The sequence below is a fragment of the Streptomyces hawaiiensis genome (assembly GCF_004803895.1).
GTDB lineage: Bacteria > Actinomycetota > Actinomycetes > Streptomycetales > Streptomycetaceae > Streptomyces > Streptomyces hawaiiensis.
Window position 1 is genome coordinate 5,536,216 of sequence record NZ_CP021978.1, and the last position, 24,171, is coordinate 5,560,386.

Annotated in this window: 20 protein-coding genes; 14 read left to right on the top strand and 6 right to left on the bottom strand. The window is 70.1% G+C overall.

The genetic code is table 11. The annotated features are described in order from the left end of the window. Positions 1-42 precede the first annotated feature (42 nt). The 4 genes from CEB94_RS25675 to CEB94_RS25690 are packed head-to-tail and all read left to right on the top strand — an operon-like array spanning position 43 to position 6,570. Positions 43-1,332, top strand: a complete 1,290-nt coding sequence (locus CEB94_RS25675; RefSeq protein ID WP_175434441.1) for a glycosyltransferase — start codon at positions 43-45, stop codon at positions 1,330-1,332. After that, positions 1,329-2,978: an ArnT family glycosyltransferase gene (locus tag CEB94_RS25680; RefSeq protein WP_175434442.1), complete on the top strand. Its 1,650-nt coding sequence runs from the start codon at positions 1,329-1,331 to the stop codon at positions 2,976-2,978. The genes CEB94_RS25675 and CEB94_RS25680 overlap by 4 nt, the downstream gene beginning before the upstream one ends. Then, positions 2,975-4,168 (top strand): glycosyltransferase, encoded by a 1,194-nt coding sequence (locus tag CEB94_RS25685; protein WP_175434443.1) that lies wholly within the window; start codon positions 2,975-2,977, stop codon positions 4,166-4,168. Before CEB94_RS25680 ends, CEB94_RS25685 begins: the two co-directional genes overlap by 4 nt. Then, positions 4,165-6,570 carry a galactose oxidase family protein gene (locus CEB94_RS25690; protein WP_175434444.1) on the top strand — a complete coding sequence of 802 codons (2,406 nt, stop codon included), beginning with the start codon at positions 4,165-4,167 and terminating at the stop codon, positions 6,568-6,570. Before CEB94_RS25685 ends, CEB94_RS25690 begins: the two co-directional genes overlap by 4 nt. On the opposite strand, the gene CEB94_RS25695 is transcribed toward CEB94_RS25690, so the two are convergent. The 4 genes from CEB94_RS25695 to trhA form a co-directional block, all read right to left on the bottom strand. Continuing rightward, positions 6,567-7,298, bottom strand: coding sequence for a Mut7-C RNAse domain-containing protein (locus CEB94_RS25695; RefSeq protein WP_175434445.1), 732 nt, complete (start codon positions 7,296-7,298; stop codon positions 6,567-6,569). The two genes, CEB94_RS25690 and CEB94_RS25695, sit on opposite strands and share 4 nt — an antisense overlap. A 32-nt stretch (positions 7,299-7,330) precedes the next feature. Then, complete coding sequence (locus CEB94_RS25700) at positions 7,331-7,957, bottom strand: TetR/AcrR family transcriptional regulator (protein ID WP_175434446.1); 627 nt, start codon at positions 7,955-7,957, stop codon at positions 7,331-7,333. A 5-nt stretch (positions 7,958-7,962) separates the two neighbouring features. Next, positions 7,963-9,513 carry an MFS transporter gene (locus CEB94_RS25705; RefSeq protein ID WP_175434447.1) on the bottom strand — a complete coding sequence of 517 codons (1,551 nt, stop codon included), beginning with the start codon at positions 9,511-9,513 and terminating at the stop codon, positions 7,963-7,965. A gap of 110 nt (positions 9,514-9,623) precedes the next feature. Further along, positions 9,624-10,337 carry a PAQR family membrane homeostasis protein TrhA gene (gene trhA / locus CEB94_RS25710; protein WP_175434448.1) on the bottom strand — a complete coding sequence of 238 codons (714 nt, stop codon included), beginning with the start codon at positions 10,335-10,337 and terminating at the stop codon, positions 9,624-9,626. A gap of 327 nt (positions 10,338-10,664) precedes the next feature. On the opposite strand from trhA, the gene CEB94_RS25715 reads away from it, so the two are divergent. From CEB94_RS25715 to CEB94_RS25755, 9 genes are all read left to right on the top strand, one after another. Further along, positions 10,665-12,494 (top strand): phosphoenolpyruvate carboxykinase (GTP), encoded by a 1,830-nt coding sequence (locus CEB94_RS25715; protein WP_175434449.1) that lies wholly within the window; start codon positions 10,665-10,667, stop codon positions 12,492-12,494. A 586-nt stretch (positions 12,495-13,080) separates the two neighbouring features. Beyond that, a complete protein-coding gene (locus CEB94_RS25720; protein WP_175437152.1) occupies positions 13,081-15,318 on the top strand; it encodes a glycoside hydrolase domain-containing protein in 2,238 nt (745 codons plus the stop codon). Between the two features lie 10 nt (positions 15,319-15,328). After that, complete coding sequence (locus tag CEB94_RS25725; protein ID WP_175434450.1) at positions 15,329-15,787, top strand: hypothetical protein; 459 nt, start codon at positions 15,329-15,331, stop codon at positions 15,785-15,787. After that, a complete protein-coding gene (locus CEB94_RS25730) occupies positions 15,784-16,554 on the top strand; it encodes a hypothetical protein (protein WP_246111914.1) in 771 nt (256 codons plus the stop codon). The genes CEB94_RS25725 and CEB94_RS25730 overlap by 4 nt, the downstream gene beginning before the upstream one ends. Positions 16,555-16,613: 59 nt before the next feature. Continuing rightward, positions 16,614-17,078 (top strand): hypothetical protein, encoded by a 465-nt coding sequence (locus CEB94_RS25735; RefSeq protein WP_246111915.1) that lies wholly within the window; start codon positions 16,614-16,616, stop codon positions 17,076-17,078. A 101-nt stretch (positions 17,079-17,179) separates the two neighbouring features. Further along, positions 17,180-18,094 (top strand): hypothetical protein, encoded by a 915-nt coding sequence (locus CEB94_RS25740; protein WP_246111916.1) that lies wholly within the window; start codon positions 17,180-17,182, stop codon positions 18,092-18,094. A gap of 62 nt (positions 18,095-18,156) precedes the next feature. Continuing rightward, positions 18,157-19,341 carry an RND family efflux transporter gene (locus tag CEB94_RS25745; protein WP_246111917.1) on the top strand — a complete coding sequence of 395 codons (1,185 nt, stop codon included), beginning with the start codon at positions 18,157-18,159 and terminating at the stop codon, positions 19,339-19,341. Beyond that, complete coding sequence (locus tag CEB94_RS25750) at positions 19,338-20,048, top strand: ABC transporter ATP-binding protein (RefSeq protein WP_175434451.1); 711 nt, start codon at positions 19,338-19,340, stop codon at positions 20,046-20,048. Before CEB94_RS25745 ends, CEB94_RS25750 begins: the two co-directional genes overlap by 4 nt. Then, positions 20,045-21,283, top strand: coding sequence for an ABC transporter permease (locus CEB94_RS25755; protein WP_175434452.1), 1,239 nt, complete (start codon positions 20,045-20,047; stop codon positions 21,281-21,283). The genes CEB94_RS25750 and CEB94_RS25755 overlap by 4 nt, the downstream gene beginning before the upstream one ends. A gap of 136 nt (positions 21,284-21,419) precedes the next feature. Here CEB94_RS25755 and CEB94_RS25760 read toward each other — a convergent pair whose 3' ends face one another. After that, positions 21,420-21,836: an SCO4983 family protein gene (locus tag CEB94_RS25760; protein WP_175434453.1), complete on the bottom strand. Its 417-nt coding sequence runs from the start codon at positions 21,834-21,836 to the stop codon at positions 21,420-21,422. Between the two features lie 132 nt (positions 21,837-21,968). Next, complete coding sequence (locus tag CEB94_RS25765; protein ID WP_175434454.1) at positions 21,969-23,180, bottom strand: pyridoxal phosphate-dependent aminotransferase; 1,212 nt, start codon at positions 23,178-23,180, stop codon at positions 21,969-21,971. 126 nt (positions 23,181-23,306) lie between these two features. On the opposite strand from CEB94_RS25765, the gene CEB94_RS25770 reads away from it, so the two are divergent. Continuing rightward, positions 23,307-24,080, top strand: coding sequence for a hypothetical protein (locus CEB94_RS25770; RefSeq protein WP_175434455.1), 774 nt, complete (start codon positions 23,307-23,309; stop codon positions 24,078-24,080). Positions 24,081-24,171 lie beyond the last annotated feature (91 nt).

The following is a 24,171-nucleotide window of genomic DNA, read 5'->3' on the forward strand; positions in this document are numbered from 1 at the left end:
CCACCGTCACGCTCGGGGGTTCTGGGATCTGGGGGGATCTGTTTGCTGACGTCTGTCTTCATCGCTGCCGTTTCACTGGCCCTGTTCTGGATGGCGGCGTTCACCCTGTGGTGGCAGATGCACGCCTGGCGTACGCCGGAAGTGCTCGCCTCCACCCGGTTCAGCAGTCCGGACGGGGACGAGCACGTCTCCTTCTCGCTGCTGCTGCCCGCGCGGCACGAACAGGCGGTGCTGGACCACACGATCCAGCGGCTGCTGGAGTCGAGCCACACCGGCTTCGAGATCATCGTGATCGTCGGGCACGACGACCCGGAGACCACCGCGGTGGCCGAGCAGGCCGCCGCGCGTGACCCTCGGGTCCGGGTCGTCGTCGACCGCCACGAGAAGAAGAACAAGCCGAAGGCCATGAACACGGCCCTGCCGCACTGCCGCGGCGACGTCGTCGGGGTCTTCGACGCGGAGGACCAGGTCCACCCCGAGCTCCTCGCGCACGTCGACCACGCCTTCCGCACCACCGGCGCGGACGTCGTCCAGGGCGGGGTGCAGCTGATCAACTTCCACTCCAGCTGGTACAGCCTGCGCAACTGCCTGGAGTACTTCTTCTGGTTCCGCTCGCGGCTCCACCTGCACGCGCAGAAAGGTTTCATTCCGCTCGGCGGCAACACCGTCTTCGTCCGCACGAACGTCCTGAGGGACGCCGACGGCTGGGACCCGGACTGCCTCGCCGAGGACTGCGACCTGGGCGTGCGCCTGTCCAGCATCGGCAAGAAGGTCGTCGTCGCCTACGACTCCGACATGGTGACCCGCGAGGAGACCCCGGGCTCTCTGATGTCCCTGCTGAAGCAGCGCACCCGCTGGAACCAGGGCTTTCTCCAGGTGTACCGGAAGAAGGACTGGAAGCAACTGCCCACCCTCGGGCAGCGGTTGCTCGCCCGCTACACCCTCATGACGCCGTTCATGCAGGCCTTCACCGGCCTGATCATCCCGCTGAACGTGGCGATCGCCCTGTTCCTCGACGTGCCCGTCGGCATCGCCTTCATCACCTTCCTGCCGGCCGTCACCGCCCTGGTCACCTTCGTCTTCGAGATCGTCGGACTGCACGACTTCGGCAAGCAGTACGGGCTGCGGGTCCGCTTCGCGCACTACCTGAAGCTGGTTGTGGGCGGCCCCTTCTACCAGGTCCTGCTGGCCGGTGCGGCCGTGCGGGCCGTGTGGCGTGAGCAGCGCGGCCGCAACGACTGGGAGCTGACGAGCCATGTCGGCGCGCATCTCGACGAGACGGCCATGAGCCGCCAGGACGTCCCCGTGACCCGAGAGGACGTGCCCGCGTGACCTCCACCCTTCCCGCGGTGACCACTGCGAAGGCCCCCGCGCAGCGCCGGCCCGTGCCCGGCACCGGTGCGCACCGTCGCGTGGAGCCGCCGAGCCGGCTGCGCTCCTCCCGGACCGACCTGATCCTGTGCGGTGTCCTCCTCGTGGCGATCCTCGTCGTGCAGGGCTGGAACATCGGCGACTACCCGGCCCTCAGCGACGACGAGGGCACCTACCTCGCCCAGGCCTGGTCGGTCCAGCAGGGCAACGGCCTTGCCCACTACACCTACTGGTACGACCACCCGCCGCTCGGCTGGATCCAGATCGCCGTGCTGACCTGGATCCCCGCGCTGATCAGCCCCGAGTCGATGACGGTGGGCACCATGCGCGCCGCGATGCTGGTGATCAGCGGCATCAGCGCGGTCCTCGTCTACGTGCTGGGCCGCCGTCTCGCGCTGCCCCGCTGGGCCGCCGCGCTCGGCATGGTGTTCTTCGGGCTCTCTCCGCTGGCCGTGATCCTCCAGCGGGAGATCTTCCTCGACAACCTCGCGGTGATGTGGACACTGCTGGCGTTCACGCTGGCCGCGTCCCCGAGCCGCCACCTCTGGCACCACTTCGGCGCGGGCATAGCGGCGGCGACGGCCGTCCTCACCAAGGAGACGATGCTCGTCGTCCTGCCCGCCCTGTTCCTCACCATGTGGCGCCACAGCCACCGTGACACCCGCAAGTTCGCCCTCACCGGAGCCGTCACGGCCTGCGTCCTGATCGGCTTCTCCTACCCCCTGTTCGCCCTGCTGAAGGGCGAGTTGCTGCCGGGCGCCGGGCACGTCTCCCTCTGGGACGGCGTCAAGTACCAGATGACCCGGCCCGGTTCGGGCTTCATCCTCGACGAGGGCTCCGGCTCCTGGGGCGTGCTCCAGTCGTGGCTGTACTACGACAAGGTCCTGCCCATCGGCGGCCTCGCGGGCGCGCTGCTCCTGCTCGTCACCTGGCGCTGGTCGGTCACCGCCCGCGCTCTGGCCGGACCGGCCCTGGCTGTCGCGATCTTCGCCGCGCTGGCCCTGCGCCCGAACGGCTACCTGCCCGCGATGTACGTGATCCAGGCCCTGCCGTTCCTCGCGCTGGTCCTCGCCGGAGGCACCGCGTCCGTCGCTCACGCGGTGCTGAGCCGCTGGCGCTCCGAGGCGGAGAAACGGTACGTCGGTGTGAGCCGGTACGCGCTCGCCGCCGTCCTCGCCCTGGCTGCCGGCGCCTACGTCGTCCCGCGCTGGTACGACGGCGCCCGCACGGCCGTCACCACCGACGCCAACGCTCCCTACAAGGCGGCGTCCAAGTGGCTGGCCACAGAGGTCGAGGACCCGGAGCGCACCCGGGTGCTGGTCGACGACGCCCTCTGGCTGGACCTGGTGCACCAGGGCTACCGGCCGGGCCTCGGCGTCATCTGGTTCTACAAGGCCGACCTCGACCCGGCGGTGACGAAGACGATGCCGCGCGGCTGGAAGGACCTGGACTACGTCGTCGCCTCGCCGACCGTCAGGCGCGACGCGGCGGACCTGCCCAACGTCAAGGCCGCCATGGAGCACTCGGACCCGGTCGCCACCTTCGGCACCGGCGAGGACCGTATCGAGATCCGTCAGATCCAGACGTCCGCCGGAGGCGCGCGATGAGCCAGGAGTCCACCGTCCCCGGCGAGGTCGTCGAGACCGCCGAGATCCCCGAGCCGGGAGCCGTCACGATCGTCGTACCGACGTTCAACGAGTCGGCGAACGTACGGCAGTTGCTGCACCAGATCACCGAAGCCGTCCCGGCCCGGCTGCCCTGCGAGGTCGTCTTCGTGGACGACTCCACCGACGACACGCCCGAGGTCATCGAGAAGGCGGCGCAGGACTGCCCGTTCCCGGTGACCGTGCTGCACCGGGAGGAGAAGGTGGGCGGGCTGGGCGGCGCCGTGGTCGAGGGCCTGAAGGCGGCCACGTCCGACTGGATCGTCGTCATGGACGGCGACTGTCAGCATCCGCCGTCCCTCGTGCCCGACCTGGTCGCCACCGGCGAGCGGGCGAACGCCGGGCTCGTCGTCGCCTCCCGGTACATCAAGGGCGGCAGCCGGGCCGGACTCGCGGGCAGCTACCGCGTGGCCGTCTCGCGCGGGGCGACCTGGCTGACCAAGGCACTGTTCCCGCGCCGGCTGCACGGCATCAGCGATCCGATGAGCGGCTTCTTCGCGATCCGTCGCAGCGCGGTCACCGCCGAGGTGCTCCAGCCGCTCGGCTACAAGATCCTCCTGGAACTCGCCGTCCGCAGCCGCCCGGGCAGGGTCACCGAGGTGCCCTTCGTCTTCCAGGACCGGTTCGCCGGACAGTCCAAGTCGACCGCCCAGGAAGGCTTCCGTTTCCTGCGCCATCTGGCCGGGCTGCGTGCGGCCTCGCCGGTCGCGCGGATGATCGGCTTCGGTCTGATCGGGCTGACCGGCTTCGTACCGAATCTGCTCGGCCTGTGGGCGCTGACCGCCGCCGGCATGCACTACGTACCGGCGGAGATCCTCGCCAACCAGCTGGGCGTCGCCTGGAACTTCGTGCTCATCGAGCATCTGCTGTTCCGCGAGCGGCGCCGGCACCGGCGCTGGTGGGACCGGGCCGGGCGGTTCGCGCTGCTCGCCAACGCCGACCTGGTGCTGCGCATCCCGCTGATCGCCCTGTTCGTGCACCAGTTCCACCTGGGCGTGCTGTCCGCCACCGCGCTCGCGCTGGTGACGACGTTCGTCCTGCGCTTCGTGGCGACCGAAGCGCTGGTCTACCTGCCGCGCCGGGCCGGTGAGGAGCCCGTGCGCGACGGCCGCACCGCGAGGAGAGCCGTATGAACAAGTACCGGAGAAGGACCGCACTCGTCGGCGTGGGCGCGCTCACGGCCGGCCTCCTGCTGACCGCGCCCCAGCCGGCCTCGGCCGCCAACCTGATCAAGAACCCGGGCTTCGAGACCGCCGGCACTGGCGACATGCCCTACTGCTGGGAGAAGTCCGGCTGGGGTGACAACGACTTCACCTTCACCGCCACGGCCGACGCGCACACCGGCTCCAAGGCCATGAAGGTCGAGCTGACCCGCCGCGCCGAGGGTGACCGCAAGGCGCTGATCACCGAGTCCGCCGCGTGTGCGCCGGTGGTGACGCCGGGCAAGCAGTACGACCTCGGGCTCTGGTACAAGACGACGACCCCGGACGCCTCGATCACGCTGTTCCGGCACGACGCCACGGCCGGCTGGCAGTACTGGACCGACCTCAAGACACTGGACCTGGCCGGGGACTGGACCGAGGCCACGGTCCGCACCCCCGAGGTCCCGGCCGGCACCGACCGCATCTCCTGGGGCGTGTCCGTCTACGGCACGGGCTCCGCCACCACCGACGACTACACGATGGACCAGGTCCCCGACCCGGTCCTGCCCCCGGAGTGCACCGGCACCGCCGAGCAGTGCGCCGACGGCAGGTGGGACGTGCTGCCCACGCAGAACCCGGTCCGCTCCATGCACTCCGTCGTGTTGCACAACGGCAAGGTGCTGCTGATCGCGGGCTCCGGCAACGACAAGTCGATGTTCGAGGCCGGCACCTTCACCTCGGCCGTCTACGACCCGGCGAACGGCTCCTACAAGATCGTCCCCACGCCGAAGGACATGTTCTGCGCGGGGCACGTGCAGCTCCAGGACGGGCGCGTGCTCGTGATGAGCGGCAACAAGGGCTACCCGACGGCGGACGGCCGCGTCGGCTACCAGGGCTACAAGGACTCGTACATCTTCGACCCGGAGACCGAGACCTACACGAAGACCAACGACATGAACGACGGCCACTGGTACCCGTCGGCGACGATCCTCGGCAACGGTGACGTCATCTCCTTCGGCGGCCTGAAGGAGGACTCCACCGGCTCGGTCGCCGCCGAGCTGTTCTCCGAGGCCGAGCAGCAGTGGCAGCCGCTGTGGAAGGTCAACCAGACCTGGTCGTACTGGGGCCTGTACCCGTCGATGATCCTCATGCAGGACGGCCGCCTCTTCTACTCGGGCAGCCACGTCTTCGGCAACAACATCCCCGGCACCGGCTCGGCGATCTACGACTACGACGCCAACACCACCACCCAGGTGCCGGGCCTGCAGAACAAGGACGAGCGCGACCAGTCGGCCAGCGTGCTGCTGCCCCCGGCCCAGGACCAGAAGGTCCTCACCCTCGGCGGCGGCAACATCGACTCCAACCCGGAGGCCAACCGCCTGACCGACATCATCGACCTCAAGCAGCCCAGCCCCTCGTACGTGGCCGGTCCGCCGATCCCGCAGGGCACGGTCGACCTCGGCGACGGGCCCGTCCCGCAGACCGGGAACCAGGGCAAGATGTACCTCTCCGCGGTGCTCCTGCCCGACGGCAAGGTGCTGGAGACCGGCGGCGCGCTGCACAACCGCGCCAACCCCGTCTACGAGACGTCGATCTTCGACCCCGAGTCGGAGACCTTCGACCCGGTGGCCGTCGACCCCGAGGCGCGCGGCTACCACTCCTCGGCGTTCCTGCTGCCCGACGGCCGCGTGATGACCACCGGCGACAACCCGGGCAACGGCACCTGGAACCACGACGTGTCGGTCTACAGTCCGCCCTACCTGTTCAAGGGCCCGCGTCCGCAGATCACTTCCGTCATCGACACCGAGTGGAACTACGGCGACACCCAGCGGATCACCGTCGACCGGCCCATCGCCAAGGCCGAGCTGATCCGCCCGGCCGCCGTCACGCACTCCTCGGACCCGAACCAGCGGTTCGTGGACCTGCCGCTGTCCGTCGACGGCGACAACGTCGACCTGAACGTGACGAGCAACCCCAACCTGGCCCCGCCCGGCTGGTACATGCTCTTCGCGGTCGATGCCAACGGCGTGCCGTCGGTGGCGAAGTGGGTGCACCTCCAGGGCCCGCAGGCCCTCAAGGCGACGGACGCCTCGGCCCACGTCCACGACTTCGCGGACGAGCCCACGGGCAGGGTGGTCAAGCCCGGCAAGAAGCGCACCTCGCAGAAGGTCAGCCCGACGATCTCCGGCTGCGACCGCCACTACGGCTCGATCAACGTCTGCGTGCCGACCGGCTTCCCGGCGGAGGTGAAGAAGACGACGGCAGCCCGCTGTGAGTGGCTGAAGGCGAACGACTACGGCCGCCTGAAGGTCAACGGCAAGGACGACCCCCTGGGCCTGGACCGGAACCGGGACGGGACCGCCTGCGGCAAGGGTGACGTGAAGCGCCGCTAGCCGTTGCTGCGGGACTCCTCCAGGGCGCGCTCCACGATGGCTTCCAGCTGCTCGTGGTGCGCGCCCTTCCAGTACGCCCGGCCGCACGCGGTGCACTGCGCGAACACGTCGTACGTGACATGCGTGCCGTGCTTCAGCTGGTCGGCGACCTCGTCCTTGGTCGCCTTGCGGAGCAGCCCGTTGCACGCGGTGCAACGCGTCCACGGCAGCAGCTCGGGCCGGAACCGGTCCAGGACGTCACGCAGCTGCTCCTCGGGGCTCGTGCTGTACACGAACGCCCCCGCCCACAGCTCGCGCCTGCGCAGCAACCCCCGGTCGCGGCTCAGCAACACCCGCTGCTCGGCCGCCGAACGCGCCGCGAGGGCCGGGTCGCCGATGTCGGTCGACTCGTAGGCCGTGTCCACGCCGAGGAGGCGCAGCCGGCGCGCCAGCGTGCCCAGGTGCACGTCGAGGAGGAAGCGCAGGGGAGCGCCCGGGACCTTCTGGGGGCGCGCCACGGTCGTTACGGTCACCGACTCGCCGGCCGCCGGAACGTGCGCGAAGGGCACCTCGCGGCCGTCCACCAGCAGCGCGCCGACCTCGGTCAGCGGCACGCCCAGCGACTCGATGACATGGCCGAGGCTGGAGAAGCCGTCGGTGGCGGCCCGCACGCTGCCCGCCTGCCGGGCCCGGGGCACGAACACCCGCAGCTCGGGGGCGAACTCGACATGGATCTCGGGACCGTTCACCCGGTCAGGATGCCATGGCGAAGGCGCCGGTCTCAGGGTGTTCCGGTCGGCAGGCCGACCTCCAGGACGTCCAGGGCGCGGTCGACGAGGTCCCGGATGTCGTCGCGGTGGCCGGTCTCGGCCCAGTAGTGGGAGACCTCCATCAGGCCGCCCATCACGGACATGGCGAAGACCCGGAGCTCCAGGCCGTCGGGGTCGAGCCCGGAGCGCTCGGCGAGGGCCTCGCGCAGCAGCCGGCCGGTCGCGGCCATGCTCTCCATCATCCGGGCGCGGACGGCCGGGACCTCGACCCCGAGCCGCGTCCGCAGCCGCGTCACCTCGGGCTCCTCGGCGAGGCTCAGGTCGAGGGCCGTGCGCATCACGTGCCGGAGGGTGTCGGCCCACGACTCCTCCAGCGGCCGGGTCCGCAGCTCCTGCATCATCACCGGGTCCCACTCGTCGGTGATGACGATGTCCTCCTTGGTGGGGAAGTACCGGAAGACGGTCGACGGCGACACCTCGGCGCGCTCGGCGATCTGCTCGATCGTCGTGGCGTCGTAGCCCTGCTCCTCGATCAGCGCGTAGGTCGCGGTGCGGATCGCCCGGCGGGTCTTGATTTTCTTCCGTTCCCGGAGCCCCGGCTGGGGGCGGTCGGCGGGGGTGGTGCGTGCGGCCGTCATGAAGGTCATTGTCGGGCATCGGCCTCGGGCCCGGCCATGGCCGGGGTGCCGTGCTCGCCGGCCGGGGCGGTCCGGGTGCCGGGCAGGAACACCCCGGCGAGCAGCGCGGCGACCAGGGCCGCGACACCGCACACCAGCAGCACGACGCCCATGCCGTGGACGTAGGCGCTGTTCGCGGAGGTGGCCAGGCCGGCCGCGCCGGTGCGCTCGGCGACGAGGTGCGCGGCCACCACGGACTCCCCGGCGGTGTCGGCGGCCCGGGCGGGCAGTCCGGTGACGTCGAGGCGGTCCCGGTAGACGCCCGCGAGCAGGCTGCCGAGCAGGGCGATGCCGATCGCGCCGCCGACCTGGCGCAGGGTCATCAGGAGCCCGGAGCCGCTGCCGGCCCGGTCGGCGGGTAGCGCCGCCAGCGCCCCGTCGATCGCCGGGACCACCGCGAAGCCGAAGCCGAGACCGGTGACGGTCAGCCACAGCGCGGTGAAGCCGTAGCCGGAGTCGGGTGCCGTACGGCTGCCGAGCAACGCGGCGAACGCCAGCACCACCAGGCCGCAGGTGATCACCGCGCGGGGGCCGAACCGGGCGACGGCCGGCTGGGCGCCGCGCGCCGCGACCATCAGGCCGCCCATCATCGGCAGCAGCCGCAGCCCGGTGCCGAGCGTGTCGTGGCCGAGGACGATCTGGAGGTAGGGCGGCAGCAGGAACAGCAGGCCCGCCAGGACGAAGGTGACCAGAGTCGCCGTGAGGGCGTTCACGAGGAAGCCGCGGTGGCCGAGAAGCTCCATGTCGAGCATGGGCCGTGCCGCCCGCCGCTCGCGCAGCACCAGCCCGGCGAGCAGGACGGCGGCGCCGGTGAGGAACCCGGCCACCAGGGGGTCGCCCCAGCCGCGGGTGGGCGCCTCGATGATGGCGAAGACCAGGGCGCCGAGACCGGCCGCGGTCAGGGCCGTGGCGATGATGTCGACCTTGGGGGAGGACGGATCGCGCGTTTCGGGGAGCAGGAACAGGCAGGCTGCGACGCCGATGCCGACCATCGGGACGTTGATCAGGAAGACGGAGCCCCACCAGAAGTGGTCGAGCAGCCAGCCGCCCAGGACCGGGCCGAGCGGCATGCCCAGCGCGGAGGCGGCCGACATGACGCCGATCGCCTTGGAGCGCTCGTCCGGCCCGAACAGCGCGGGCAGCACGGACAGCGCGAGCGGCATGACCAGGGCGCCGCCGACGCCCATCACGGCCCGGGCGGCGACGACCCAGGTCACGTCGGGGGCCAGGGCGCCCATGACCGAGCCGGCCAGGAAGATCCCGAGTCCGGTGACCAGCATCAGCCGCCGCCCGAACCGGTCTCCGAGCAGCCCGGCGGGGAGCATCAGCGCCGCGAAGACGACGACGTACGCGTCCGCCGTCCACTGCTGTTCGCCCGTGCTCGCGCCGAGATCCTCGGCCAGGGTCGGCAGCGCGACGTTGAGGATCGTCATGTCGAAGCCGAGCGTGAGCATGCTCGCGACCAGGGCCGTCAGGGCCCACCAGCGGCGGGGGTCGGGCGTAATGACAGTAGCCATGAAATGAGAGTAGCTTTCAAAAGATGGGGACTGTCAATATCTGGGGATCCCCGGGCATGCGAAAAGGCCACGGCTCGCAAGCCGTGGCCTCTTTCGTGGGCGAGAGGGGGCTACCCGTGCTGGTACGCCACCAGTGAGATCCCCACGTAGTGCGCGATGAAGGCCGCCAGGGTGAGGGAGTGGAACACCTCGTGGAAGCCGAACCAGCGCGGTGACGGGTTCGGCCGCTTGATCCCGTAGACCACGCCGCCCGCGCTGTAGAGCAGGCCGCCGACGACGACCAGGACGAGGACGGCGACACCGCCGGTCCGCATGAAGTCCGGCAGGTAGAAGACGGCCGCCCAGCCCATCGCGATGTAACAGGGCGTGTAGAGCCAGCGCGGGGCGCCGACCCAGAAGACGCGGAAGAGGATGCCGGCCACGGCCGCGGCCCAGATGCCCCACAGCAGCCACTCGCCCTTGGCGCCCGGCAGGAGCAGCATGGCCAGCGGCGTGTAGGTGCCCGCGATGATCAGGAAGATGTTGGCGTGGTCCAGCCGTCGCAGGACGCCGTCCATGCGCGGGCTCCAGTCGCCCCGGTGGTACAGCGCGCTCACGCCGAACAGCAGGCATGCCGTCAGGGCGAAGACGCCGCAGGCGATGCGCCCTCTGGAGGAGTCGGCGAGGGCGGTCAGCACCAGGCCCGCGACCAGGACGGCCGGGAACATGCCGAGGTGCAGCCAGCCGCGCAGCTTCGGCTTCACCGGGTGTGGCAGGGAGAGCGCCTGCGGACCGTGGCCGTCGGCCGCCGAGTCCGTGGGCGCGTCGGGGACGAACGCAGTCATGGCCGAATGGTAGCTACGGAACCGTAGTGGCGTATCGGTGCCACGGATTGACCGGCGAAGAGTGGCCATCCTCTCACCGTGACCTGATGATGGTCACGCAAATGGACTGCCAGGTGAACGCAATGTGCGTGCAAAGCGGGCGCGGGAAACCGTGGCGAGCCTCACGTTGCTCACCTGTGCGCTCCTCTGGACAGATGGGCGCGAGCGTCGGATGATCAAATGAGTGCGGTCGGCACCGGATGAGCGCCAAGATCCACCCTGAAGCATCCGGGTCGCAGCCCCCACGGGGCCTCCACATCACCAAAAATCCCTCATTTAGGAGCAATCGTGGCGCGCGACATCGCGGCTCCCACCGTCCCCACCACTCATCAGGGGCTGATCTCGTGGGTCAACGAGATCGCCGAGCTGACGCAGCCGGACAGCGTGGTCTGGTGTGACGGATCCGAGGCCGAATACGAGCGACTGTGCGGGGAGCTCGTCGAGAAGGGCACCTTCCGGAAACTCGACCCGATCAAGCGCCCCCACTCCTACTACGCGGCCTCCGACCCCACCGACGTCGCCCGCGTGGAGGACCGGACGTTCATCTGCTCCGAGAAGGAGGCGGACGCCGGCCCGACCAACCACTGGAAGGCCCCCGCCGAGATGCGGGAGATCTTCCAGGGCTCCGGGGGCCGGGGCGGCCTCTTCCGCGGCTCGATGCGCGGCCGCACCCTGTACGTCGTGCCCTTCTGCATGGGCCCGCTCGGCTCGCCGCTGTCCGCGCTCGGCGTCGAGATCACCGACTCGGCGTACGTCGCCGTGTCCATGCGCACCATGACCCGCATGGGCCAGGCGGTCCTGGACGAGCTCGGCTCCGACGGCTTCTTCGTCAAGGCCGTGCACACCCTGGGCGCCCCGCTGGAGCCCGGCCAGGCGGACGTCCCCTGGCCCTGCAACCAGACCAAGTACATCTCGCACTTCCCCGAGGACCGCGAGATCTGGTCCTACGGCTCCGGCTACGGCGGCAACGCCCTGCTCGGCAAGAAGTGCTACGCCCTGCGCATCGCCTCCGTGATGGCCCGTGACGAGGGCTGGCTGGCCGAGCACATGCTCGTCCTGAAGCTGACCCCGCCGCGAGGCGAGTCCAAGTACGTCGCCGCGGCCTTCCCGAGCGCCTGCGGCAAGACCAACCTCGCCATGCTGGAGCCGACCGTCCCCGGCTGGACGGTCGAGACCATCGGCGACGACATCGCCTGGATGCGCTTCGGCGAGGACGGCCGCCTCTACGCCATCAACCCCGAGGCCGGCTTCTTCGGTGTCGCGCCCGGCACCGGCGAGCACACCAACGCCAACGCGATGAAGACGCTGTGGGGCAACTCCGTCTTCACCAACGTCGCCCTCACCGACGACAACGACGTGTGGTGGGAGGGCATGACCGAGGAGTCCCCGGCCCACCTGACGGACTGGAAGGGCAACGACTGGACGCCCGAGTCCGGCGTCCCGGCCGCGCACCCCAACGCCCGCTTCACCGTCCCGGCCTCGCAGTGCCCGATCATCGCGCCGGAGTGGGAGGACCCCAAGGGCGTGCCGATCTCGGCGATCCTCTTCGGCGGCCGCCGCGCCACCGCCGTACCGCTGGTGACCGAGTCCTTCGACTGGAACCACGGCGTCTTCCTCGGCGCCAACGTGGCCTCCGAGAAGACCGCCGCCGCCGAGGGCAAGGTCGGCGAGCTGCGCCGCGACCCCTTCGCGATGCTGCCGTTCTGCGGCTACAACATGGGCGACTACATGGCCCACTGGATCGACGTGGCCAAGGACAAGGACCAGTCCAAGCTGCCGAAGATCTACTACGTCAACTGGTTCCGCAAGGACGACGAGGGCAAGTTCGTCTGGCCCGGCTTCGGCGAGAACTCCCGGGTCCTGAAGTGGATCGTGGAGCGCCTGGAGGGCACGGCCGAGGGCGTCGAGACGCCGATCGGCATCCTGCCGACCAAGGACGCCCTCGACACGAACGGCCTGGAACTGGCCGAATCCGACCTGGAGTTCCTGCTCACGGTCGACAAGGAGGTCTGGCGCGAGGAGGCCGCCCTGGTCCCCGAGCACCTCAACACCTTCGGCGAGCACACGCCGAAGGAGCTGTGGGACCAGTACCGCGCGCTGGTGGAGCGCCTCGGCTGAGCCGCACCCCCGAACTCCGCGGCCGGCCGGAACCGACAGTGCCCTGACCAGCAACATCGTCACGGCCGGCCGCGGTGACAGCACCCCCGGCAGGGGTTCGCACCATGTGTGCGGACCCCTGCTTTTCGCTGTGCGCCGTCGCGCCCCCTCGCTCACTCGCCACGTTGCTCGCGGTCACCGTCCTCCGATGTGACGGGACCGCACATTCCGTATGTGTCCATGCAGTTGGGACGCTTGAGCGCGCGAAAGGTTGTGCGCACGTTCGGCCTCACCTTGGGCACAGATCGATCACAACTGCTCGCCCGCTGGGTCCGATCTGGGTGCTATTGCTGGGATCAATCCAAGATCGTCTGATGTCCGGGTTATGAAATGGTCAAGTGAAAGGCTGTTCACGGGCGTTGAACCCACTCGCGCCTTTCGCTCCCTCCGCCCCTCCGCCCCTCCGCCCCTCCGGCCGTCGGTGCCCACCGAGGCCGGAGCTGTCCGGTGTCCGAACAGCGGGACCTCTCCCGCCCAGTGCCGCTCCACCCACCACATGCCGCCCGACCAGGCGCGGCCCCGCATCCCCCAGCTGAGAGGGCGCTTCATGGCCGACGAGATGGTGCGTCAAGCCCAGGTCTTCATCAACCGCGTGTACGGCAGCCGCATCGGCATGACCGTCGAGGAGAACGGGCAGACCGGCTGGCCCACCATGTATGCCCTGACCCGCGCGCTCCAGTACGAGCTCGGCATCACCAACCTGTCGAACAGCTTCGGGCCGGCCACCCTGGCGGCCATCGCGGAGAAGTACGGCAAGATCGACGCCAACAACGTGCCCCACGCGGACTTCTGCCGGATCATCCAGTCCGCCCTGTACTGCAAGGGCTACGACGGCAGCGCCATCGACGGCACCTACAGCGACCGCGTCAAGCAGTCCGTCACCCAGCTCAACGCCGACATGGGGCTGAGCGCCGTCTACCCGGGCAGCGCACTGTGGCCGAAGGTCATCAAGGGCCTGTTCAACATGGACGCGTACGTCACCGTCAGCGGCGGCTCCAACGCGGTTCGCGCGGTGCAGCAGTGGCTCAACGGCCAGTACGTCCTGCGCAAGGACTACTACGTCATCCCCTGCGACGGCCACCACTCGCGCGACGTCGCCAAGTCGATGCTCTTCGCCGTCCAGTACGAGATCGGGATGGCGGACGGGGTCGCCAACGGTGTCTTCGGCCCCGGCACCCAATCCGGCCTCAAGTCGCACACCCTGTCGGTCGGCAGCTCCGGCAACTGGGCACGGCTCTTCACCGGCGCGATGATCCTCAACCAGCGCCCGGTCGCCTTCGGTAACTTCACCAGCGCGGTCTCCACCGCCGTCCAGAGCTTCCAGTCCTTCGCGAAGCTCCCGGTCACCGGCAAGGGCGACTTCTCCACCTGGGCCTCACTCCTCGTCTCCTACGGTGACCAGAGTCGTAGCGGCGAGGCCTGCGACGGCGTCACCAAGATCACGGACGCGCGCGCGGCCACCCTCAAGGCGGCCGGCGTGAAGTACATAGGCCGCTACCTCACCAACCCCAGCGCCACCTCGCTCCCCGAGAAGGCCATCCAGCCCGGCGAGCTGGCCACCATCGCCGCGAACGGCCTGCGCTGCTTCCCGATCTACCAGACGTACGGCAGGGACGCCGCCGGCTTCAACTACGCCGCCGGACGGGCCGCGGGCCAGGCCGCCGCCAACGCCGCCCTCGACCACGGCTTCAAGCCCGGCACCCGGATCTTCTTCGCCGTCGACTTCGACGCGCTCGACCACGAGGTGACGTCCAACGTCCTGCCGCACTTCAAGGGCATCGTGGACGCGCTGGCCGCCGACGGCGCGGAGTTCAAGGTCGGCGTGTACGGGCCGCGCAACGTCTGCACCCGGGTCGGCGAGACCGGGCACTCCACCGCCTCCTTCGTCTCCGACATGTCCTCCGGCTTCTCCGGGAACTTCGGCTACCCGCTGCCCGCCGACTGGGCGTACGACCAGATCGTCACCCGCACCGTCGGCTCCGGCGCCGGCTCCATCGAGATCGACGTCAACATCGCCTCCGGACGCGACACCGGCCAGGCCTCCTTCAACGCGCCCCGGCCGCCGCGCCCCGACGTCGGCTTCGACGGCTCCTTCCTCAACGCGCTGCACGCGGACCTCAGCCGCTACATGCGCAGCATCGGCTACGAGGACGACGGCGGCACCGGCACCAACGCGCGTCTCTTCACGCACACCCAGTGCTTCGAGACGATCATGTCGCACGACGCACAGACCACCCAGCTGTCCCGTGCGTACAACATGCGCAAGGCGATGATCCAGACCTCCGCCTACTGGGAGATGCGGCACTACGACCTCATCGACCAGGGCGTGGACCACGCGGTCGCCCAGTACCACCTCAACGGCGTCGGCATCAAGAAGGACTCCTCGACCGGCATCGGGCAGATCAGCGGCGAGAACGGCATCCGCGCCTGGAACCACTGCATCGACAACGGCTTCGTCACCGGCACCCGTCTCGATCCGACCAAGGACGCAGACATCTGGACGATGTGGCAGAAGGTCAACAAGGACAACGCCTTCACCATGCGGACCGTGCCGCTGATCCACCTCTGGGGCGTCGCGGGCAAGCCCGGCGGCCAGAACCCCCCGGCAGGCGAGACCAAGCTGCGCGCCATGAGCCTGAACTACACCGAGGGCGAGGTCTTCGAGATCATCCGCCGCTACCAGGGCTGGGGCAACGAGGCCGAGGCCCATGCCGCCAAGCGCATGGGGCTGTACTACATCTTCGAGAAGTACAACAACCTTGCCCGGCAGCTCGCCGGCGGGTGAGGTGGTCACCATGACCACCACGTATCCCGCCGCCCTGCCCCTGCTGCTCTGCATCGTCGTCGCCGCCGTGACCGCCTTCGCTCTCGTCGGGTACGGCTTCCCGGCGATCGGCAGGGGTGGTCCGGGGGCCGTGGCGCGCGGCGGCGCCGCGCTCGCCGGAGCCCTCGCCGCGGTCGCCTGGGTCTGGGGCCTGGTGTCGCTCTTCCGCGACGAGAGCGGCACCGCCCAGGCCTGCCAGGACGCGAACCTCTCGCTGTACGGGCAGGTGAGCGGCTACAGCGTGTCCTACCTGCCGCCTGCCCTCGACTGCCGCATGTCGTCAGGTGGTTCGTACGCGGCGGCCGTCCCCGGCTTCATCGCGCCCGTGATGACGGTCAGTGCGGTGATCGCGGTGACGCTCGCTCTGATCGCCTTCGCCGAACACCGCCGCACCACCACACCCGAGCATCCCGAGAAGAGGACCACGTGACCGACGCTCCCGCACCGCTGTCCCGCAGAGGCTTCCTGCTGCGTGCCGCCGCCGTCACCGCCGCCGCGGCGGCGGTCCCGTACTCGGAGGCACTGGCCACCCCCGCGTACGCCGCCGAGCCGCGGGACTACACCTTCCCCAAGGCCGTCCGCGAGGGCGTCGCACGGGCCGAGGCCCGTAACAAGCGGCTCCTCGCCGGGGCCGACTCGGCCAACGGGTGGGACATGGAGACCGCAGCCGACAAGGGCGGATCCATCGCCACCCGGCCCGTGCCCGGCACCGCGGTGACGGACCTCCAGATCCGGCTCGGCGCTCCCGAGACCGTCCTGGTCCACCTCGTCCGCCGCTTCCACTACGAGATCGCCGAGCTCCAGCCCGGCGAGGCCGTCGGCTGGACCGCTCCGAAGGGGCTGCGCGGGCCCGCCCGCAATCTGGCCTCCGGCACCGCCGTCCGTATCCGGCCCGGCCACTACCCGCCCGGCGTCAAGGGCGGCTACTTCCCCCTGGAACTCGCGGTGCTGCGCGACATCCTCGCCGAACTCGACGGTGTGGTCCGCTGGGGTGGCGACGACCGCGCCGTCGACGAAGCCCTCTTCTACCTCGCTGTCGGCCCCGACGACAAGCGCCTGACCACCGTCGCCGAACGCCTCCGCGCCGGCGGCGAGAGGACCGCGGGTGAGGGCGCCGGCACTCTCGTGGACGTCCACGAAAGGGGCCGCCGCTCGGCCGCCGAGGCCCTCGCCCGCCGCCAGCGGAATGCGGCCTGACGCCGCTTCGCGCCTGGCCCGGGCTTCCGATTTCGCAGCCGAACACCAAGGAGAAGGCAGTGAAGAGAAAGTCCGCTCTCGTGGCAGCGGCGGCCGTGGCGATGGGGGCGTTCATGACCCCTTCCGCCCACGCCAACACCGGGTTCGAAAACCAGACGAGCCCCGAAGCGTGCCAGAGGTCCCAGGCAGCGTCCGATTTCAAATACGCGATCTACTACAACTCGAACTACGGCGGCGCTTACCGCAACATCGGCTACAGCGTCTGGGATTTCGCTGACGAGCGGATCGGCGGGGCCCCTCAGGGCGGCACCCAGCCGCTGAAGTTCTGCCACGGCGGAAACGGAGATCTGCAGGGCATCAAGAACAATGCCGCGTCGGTGAAAAACAAGCACTCGACCTATTACGCCGTGACGTATTACAACAGCGGTTACAAGGGCTCCGCGGACTGGTCGAGCCCGCGTTCTCAGACCAACCTCTCGGTCACCAAGAACGAGAACGCCTCGTTCGCCTGGCAGACCCTCTGATTCGTATCGGCACACAGGGCGGCCTGCGGTCGGCTGTGCAGCCGGCGGCGGGCCGCAGTCGCCGCTCTCTCTTTTTCTTCCCTCCAGTAGTAGGTACTCCCATGCGTATGAAGGCCAGGCGAGCAGGCGTCGGTTCGCTGTTGATCGCGGCGACTCTGGTGTCGCTCGCCGGTTGCTCGGGCGACGCGACCACGGCGAAGTCGCCGGTGGCGACACCGAAGCCCACTGTTCCGTTCGACGCGGCCGATCCTGCGACATGGGTGCTCCCGATCGAGGGCTACCTGCCGTCGGAGACCGAGCGGAAGCAGATCTCGCAGGCTCGGAAGATACTCGTCGGCGATTGCATGAAGGGCTTCGGCTTCTCCTGGCAGCCGGCCGCCGACTTGCCACGTCTGGGCGGCAAGACCCTGGTCGACTGGCGCTACGGGATTCACGACATGGCCCTCGCCGAGGAGCGGGGGTACAAGCCGGCGGCCGAGGAGCAGGAAGCGTACGACCGGGCCGTCGAAAAGGGTGCCCTGGACGGTACGTCGGGTACCGGCCCGGACACGCGGGCCCTGGAGGGCGGCGTCAAGCAGGTGGGGGGCAAGCCCGTACCGGAGGGCGGCTGTCTCGGCGAGGCCGACCGGAGGATCTCCGCCGGCGGTGCGAACACCACGATCGCCCAGACGATCAGCAATGAGACCTTCGCCCGGTCCCAGCAGGTCCCCGAGGTCGTCGAAGCGTTCGCGGCCTGGTCCGCCTGCATGAAGAAGAGCGGTTTCAACTACGCGCGGCCGCTCGACGCCAGCGATGACCCGCAGTTCGGTTCGCAGAGCGTCACGCCGCTCGAGATCAGGACCGCGACCGCTGACATCTCCTGCCGGGACAAGACCAAGGTCGCCAGGGTCTGGTTCGATGCGGAGGTGGCGATGCAGAAAGAAGAGATCGAGTCGGGAGCCGAGCGGCTGAACGGGGAGAAGGAATCCCTGAATTCGGCCGTGAAGAAGGCCGCCCATGTCATAGCGGGCTCATGATGCGTTCTCGTGGCCTGGCTCAGCGTCGAAAGGCTCTCGGTTTCCTGGTACTGGCCTGTCTCGTGTGCACCGGAGCCGGCGCGGGCGCTGCCCTTCTCATCAAGTCCCCGGCGCAGGTCGCCGCGGACACGGCACCTCCGCCACCGGACATCCTCACGGCGGAAGTGGAGGACCGGGTGATCTCCCAGGCACTGATCACCCGTGGGAAGGTCACCGCCTCCCAGCGCACCGACATCTCCTCCGGGCCCCGAGCCGGCGAGGACGCCGGACGCTCGGTGGTGACCAAGGTCAGGTCCGCTCCCGGCCGGAAGCTCGCCGCCGGGCAGGTGCTTCTCGAAGTCTCGGGTCGTCCGCTGTTCGTCCTGGAGGGCGCCGTTCCCGCCTACCGTGACCTCGTGCCCGGTAAGCGCGGCGAAGACGTCGCCCAGCTCCAGGCGGCGCTTCGGGGCTCCGGCCACCCGACGGGGAACGACCTTTCAGGCGTCTTCGGCCGGGGCACCGAACGGGCCCTGACGTCCCTCTACCGCTCCATCGGTTATGAGGTGCCGGTCACCGAGGCCCCCGTGATCCCGGCCGAGGCTCCCCGACCCGACGCATCGGCCTCCCCGGCGGCGAAGCCCGAGGAGGCGCCGCCGCGCGCCCTTCCCACCTTCCCGATGTCAGAAGTGGTCTTCGTCCGTTCCTTCCCCGCGTACGTCGAGGAAGTGCGCACCGCAGTGGGGGACGAAGCCGGGGAGAACCTGCTGTCCCTGTCCTCCGGCGAGCTCACCGTCGAGGGTTCCGTGACACCGCAGGAGAAGGGGATGATTCGCGCAGGCCAGAAGGTGCGGATCTACTCCGACACGGCGGGGCGCGAGTTCAGCGGAGAAGTGGAATCCGTCGCGTTGCAGCGCGCCACCGTCAAAGACGGTGGCGAGGAGCCGGGCGAGCAGAAGTACACGGTCAAGGTGACACCGTCCCGGCCCTTGCCCAGGAAACTGAACGGCGAGAACGTGCAGCTGACCGTTGTGGCGGCCTCGTCGCGGGGGAAGGTCCTCGCCGTGCCCTCGTCGGCCGTCTCGACCGGTGCCGACGGTCTGACCAGCGTCACCGAGCGGACAGGGCGGAAGGAGCGCCGGATCCCCGTCACCGTCGGTGTGTCGGGGGACGGATACGTGGAGATCGTCCCGCGGCAGGGCGCACGCCTGGAGGCCGGTGCCCGGGTGGTCGTGGGAGTGCACATGAGAGCGACTGCGGGCAGGCCGTGACCACGACCACCAAGGACAGCGCGGTCATCGAGTTCCGTGGCGTCGGACTCCGCTACCCGGGTCCTCCTGCCGTCGACGCCCTGCGTCCCTGCGATCTGCGCATCGCCGACGGGGAGTTCGTCACCGTGGTCGGGCCCTCGGGCTCGGGCAAGTCCACCCTGCTGAACATCGCGGGGCTCCTGGACACCCCCACGCAGGGCCAGTACCTGCTGAACGGGATCGACACGGCGGCCCTGAGCGCCTCTCGTCTGGCTGCCCTGCGCGGGGAACGGATCGGGTTCGTCTTCCAGGCCTTCCATCTCCTGCCCCATCGCAGCGCGCTGGAGAACGTCGAACTCGCCCTGGTCTACCGGGCTGTTCCCCGGCGGGAGCGCAGTGCGCGCGCCGCCGCGGTCCTGGAGCGCGTGGGTCTGGCACACCGTGCTGCCGCCCTCCCCACCCAGATGTCGGGCGGCGAACGTCAGCGCGTCGCGGTCGCGCGCGCCCTGGTGGGGGAGCCCTCCCTCCTGCTGTGCGACGAGCCGACGGGGAATCTGGACTCCGCCACGTCCGCATCCCTGCTCGAACTGCTGGACGCCCTGCATCGCGACGGCATGACCACCGTCGTGATCACCCATGATCGTCAGGTCGCGGAGCACGGACAACGCACCGTCACGATCCGCGACGGCGTTCTCCACGACTCCGGCCACCGGCCGGGGGCGGCATGACGACACACCGTCGAAGCGCCCCGGAGCGGTCCCGGCTGGCCGTACGCGATCTGCTGTCCGAAGCCGTGGCCGGCATGCTTCAGCGACCGGCCCGGTCGGTTCTCACCGCGCTCGGAACCGTTCTCGGTGTCGGCGCCTTCATCGCGGTCCTGGGTCTCACCGGGACAGCCACGTCGCAGATCGACCATCGGTTCAACTCGCTGACGGCCACCGAGGTCAGCGTCACGGACATCGGCTCCGGTGACGCCGCAGCCCGGGATCTGTCGTTCCCGCGGGACGCCGACGCCCGCATCACCCGACTGAACGGCGCGCTCGCCGCGGGTGTCTCCTGGAGTGTCCGGCTCGGGCCACAGGAAGCGGTGCGAGCCGCCCCCGTCGGATCGGCCAACAGCGTCGACGCCCAGACGCAGGTGATCGCCGCCTCTCCCGGTATCTGGCAGGCGTCACAAGCCCAGTTCACCGAAGGCAGGGCCTTCGACGGCTTTCACGACACGCACCACCAGAGGGTCGCCGTGATCGGCCAGGCCACCGCGGCGCGTCTCGGTATCACCACGCTGCGCACGCAACCGGCCGTCTTCATCGGCAGCACCGCCTTCACCGTGATCGGCGTTCTGAAGGACGTCGAGCGGAAGCCGGAGCTTCTGATGTCCATCACGGTGCCGCGTTCGGTGGCGGAACGGACGTGGGGAGCCCCCACGGACGAAGGGGCACAAATGCTGATCTCGACTCAGCTCGGTGCCGCCGGCCAGATCGCGGACGAGGTGGCGGTCGCCCTGCGCCCGGACCATCCCGAGTACTTCAAGGTGACAGCGCCTCCGGACCCGCGGTCCCTGCGCGCCGCGGTCAGCGATGACTTGAGCCAGCTGTTCCTTCTCCTCGCAGGGGTCTGCCTCATCATCGGGGCCGTCGGAATCGCGAACACCACTCTGGTGGCAGTGCTGGAACGGACCGGAGAGATCGGCCTGCGACGTGCTCTGGGCGCGCGTGGCGTTCACATCACCCTGCAGTTCCTGACCGAGTCAGCGATGCTCGGCCTCCTCGGAGGGCTCGTCGGCACCTCGATCGGCACCGTCGTCGTGGTCGCCGTCGCCGCGGCGAGGCAGTGGACGCCGGTGATCGACCCCGCCACCTTGGCCGCTGCCCCGACCCTCGGCCTGGTCGCCGGACTGCTTGCCGGCCTGTACCCGGCGTGGAGAGCGTCCCGCATCCCACCGGTCGAAGCGTTGCGCCGCTGAGCCGGCCCCGCAGCCGCCCAGGGGCGACACCTCGACGGGGATACCCGGCTCAAGCCGACGCAGAGACGTGGCGCCCGGTCCGCGCGTCGCTGCGGGTGCGCGCGGACCGGGGCCGTCAGGGGGAGCCCCGAAGGGCTCAGCGGGACGCCAGGGCGCGCGGCTCCAGAGCCGCCGTGTGGGCGTCCATGCGCTCGGCGGCCAGGATCGCGGCCGCCGTGTCGGCGCGGGAGGCGGCGACGACCAGCGCGCGGCCCGCCAGGGCGTGCGCCCGCCGGTGCAGGGCCGCGGCGCTCCGCTCGCGCCGGGTGCCGGACGCCCGGGCCGGGGCGGGTCCACCCCTCAGCCGGCCCACCTGCTCCGCGAGCCGCTCCGCCGCCGTGTCCAGGTCGGCCGAGGCCTGCGTCGCGCGCAGCTCGTCCGTGACGGCGAGCAGGGCGGCGAGGTGGCCCGCGAGCTGGATGTCCAGCTCTTCCTCACGGGAACGGTGGGGGAAGTCGGGGTTGGGGCCGTCCACCGTGCTGTGGACCGACTTGGCGCGGATCGGTTCGTACATGGGAAGGCCTCCTGAGTTCTTACAGGAAACCATCCTAGCTTGGATTTCGTCTAAAGTTGAGTTGTTCACAAAACCGGACTGCCCGCGCACATAGCGTGAGCGGGCAGTCGGGCGAGGCCGGGTCTCGCGGGATCAGGGCTGGCTGTAGCCGTCCAGGAAGTGGCCGATCCGCCCCATCGCGTCGGTCAGATCCCCGACCGTCGGCAGGGTCACCACCCGGAAGTGGTCCGGCTCCGGCCAGTTGAAGCCCGTGCCCTGGACGACCATGATCTTCTCGCGCCGGAGCAGGTCCAGGACCATGCGGCGGTCGTCCTTGATCTTGAAGACCTTGGGGTCGAGGCGCGGGAAGAGGTACAGCGCGCCCTTGGGCTTCACGCAGCTCACCCCGGGGATCTGGGTCAGCAGCTCGTAGGCCGTGTCCCGCTGCTCGCGCAGCCGCCCGCCCGGCAGCACCAGGTCGTTGATCGTCTGCCGCCCGCTGAGTGCCGCGACGACTCCGTGCTGCCCGGGCATGTTCGCGCACAGGCGCATGTTCGCCAGGATGGTCAGGCCCTCGATGTAGGAGTCGGCGTGGGCGCGCGGCCCGGAGATCGACATCCAGCCGACCCGGTAGCCGGCCACGCGGTAGGCCTTCGACATGCCGTTGAAGGTGAGGGTGAGCAGGTCCGGGGCGACGGAGGCGGTCGGGGTGTGCGTGGCCCCGTCGTAGAGGATCTTGTCGTAGATCTCGTCGGAGCAGACGAGCAGGTTGTGGCGGCGGGCGATGTCGGTCAGGCCCTTGATCATCGCCTCGTCGTAGACGGCGCCCGTGGGGTTGTTCGGGTTGATGATCACGAGCGCCTTGGTGCGGTCGGTGACCTTGCGCTCGATGTCGGCGAGGTCCGGCATCCAGTCGGCCTGCTCGTCGCAGCGGTAGTGCACGGCGGTGCCGCCGGACAGGGAGACGGCGGCGGTCCACAGCGGGTAGTCGGGCGCGGGCACGAGGACCTCGTCGCCGTCGTCCAGCAGGCCCTGCATCGCCATCACGATCAGCTCGGAGACGCCGTTGCCGATGAAGACGTGCTCGACGTCCGTCTCGATGCCGAGGGTCTGGTTGTGCATGACGACCGCCCGGCGCGCGGCCAGCAGGCCCTTGGCGTCGCCGTAGCCGTGCGCCGACGACACGTTGCGCAGGACGTCCTCCAGGATCTCCGGCGGGCACTCGAAGCCGAACGCGGCCGGATTGCCGGTGTTCAGCTTGAGGATCCGATGACCGGCGGCTTCCAGTCGCATCGCCTCCTCGAGCACCGGGCCCCGGATCTCGTAACAGACGTTGGCGAGCTTGGTCGACTGGATCACCTGCATGTCTGGGAGCTTACGGCCCGGTAATGCCTCTCGGGCCGTGTTTTCCGCCACGTGAGACGCGAGGATTTGCGGCGATATCGCCGCACGCTGTCCCACCAGCACCTTCGGTCCCTAGAATGCGCCGCCATGTCCCAGCCATTCGAGTACGCCGACGGGGTGACCGGCCGCGAGCCGCAGGGTGCGCCGAACGTGTATCTGCCGCAGCCCGCCGCGCCTCCGGCGTACGACGCGTACACGGATCCGGCGGCGGCGCACGGATGGCGGGACGTGTACGACACGGCGGCCCACGACGCCGCGCGCCCGACCGGCAGCGCCGCGACCCCCGGCGACGGTGCGGACGCCACTCGCGCCTTCCCCGGCGGCATGGGCGGTGCGGGCGGCACCGGTGACACCCGTGAGCTGCCCGCGGTGCCGGCGCGTGGCCGGTCCGGTGCGGGCCACCGTGCGCGCCGCAAGCCGGCTCCGCGGCCCGCGCGCCGCGTGGCGGTCGCCGCCGGTGCCGTGGGTGCCGTGTCGGTGGTCGCTCTGATGGCCGGGCTCTCCCTTACGGGTTCGCCCTCCGGCGGGACGCGGGGCGGCGAGGGCGGCGGCACGGGGCCGACGGCGGGGGAGTCGCCGACGGCGGCGACCGCGACGTCGAGTCCGGCCAAGGCCTCTGAGGCTCCGCTCGTCGCCGGGCCGGGCGATCCTGACGGGCCGTCCGGCGCGGCGTCCGCGCCGCCGTCCCTCACCGTGAGCCGAACCCCGTCCGTGTCCGGCACGGACGGCGCACGGCCCCCGGCCGGCAGCCCCCCGGCCGACGCCACGGCGGACACCGTCCCCACCGCCACGACCTCGGCACCCGGCAACTCCGGCGGAAAACCCGGACACGGCCGCGGCGGTACCAAGGGACCCAAGTGACCGGCCGGTAAGGGCGGTTGAGTAGGGTCGGGCGGGACGCCGGGATTCCGGTTGTGGAACAGGTTCTTGTGTCACCCCCTCGCGACGATCA

Coding starts and splice junctions, on each gene's coding strand:
- CEB94_RS25685 (WP_175434443.1), top strand. CDS start 2,975: ATGAGCCAGGAGTCCACCGTCCCCGGCGAGGTCGTCGAGACCGCCGAG.
- CEB94_RS25690 (WP_175434444.1), top strand. CDS start 4,165: ATGAACAAGTACCGGAGAAGGACCGCACTCGTCGGCGTGGGCGCGCTC.
- CEB94_RS25700 (WP_175434446.1), bottom strand. CDS start 7,957: ATGACGGCCGCACGCACCACCCCCGCCGACCGCCCCCAGCCGGGGCTC.
- CEB94_RS25705 (WP_175434447.1), bottom strand. CDS start 9,513: ATGGCTACTGTCATTACGCCCGACCCCCGCCGCTGGTGGGCCCTGACG.
- trhA (WP_175434448.1), bottom strand. CDS start 10,337: ATGACTGCGTTCGTCCCCGACGCGCCCACGGACTCGGCGGCCGACGGC.
- CEB94_RS25720 (WP_175437152.1), top strand. CDS start 13,081: ATGGCCGACGAGATGGTGCGTCAAGCCCAGGTCTTCATCAACCGCGTG.
- CEB94_RS25725 (WP_175434450.1), top strand. CDS start 15,329: ATGACCACCACGTATCCCGCCGCCCTGCCCCTGCTGCTCTGCATCGTC.
- CEB94_RS25740 (WP_246111916.1), top strand. CDS start 17,180: ATGCGTATGAAGGCCAGGCGAGCAGGCGTCGGTTCGCTGTTGATCGCG.
- CEB94_RS25755 (WP_175434452.1), top strand. CDS start 20,045: ATGACGACACACCGTCGAAGCGCCCCGGAGCGGTCCCGGCTGGCCGTA.
- CEB94_RS25760 (WP_175434453.1), bottom strand. CDS start 21,836: ATGTACGAACCGATCCGCGCCAAGTCGGTCCACAGCACGGTGGACGGC.
- CEB94_RS25765 (WP_175434454.1), bottom strand. CDS start 23,180: ATGCAGGTGATCCAGTCGACCAAGCTCGCCAACGTCTGTTACGAGATC.
- CEB94_RS25770 (WP_175434455.1), top strand. CDS start 23,307: ATGTCCCAGCCATTCGAGTACGCCGACGGGGTGACCGGCCGCGAGCCG.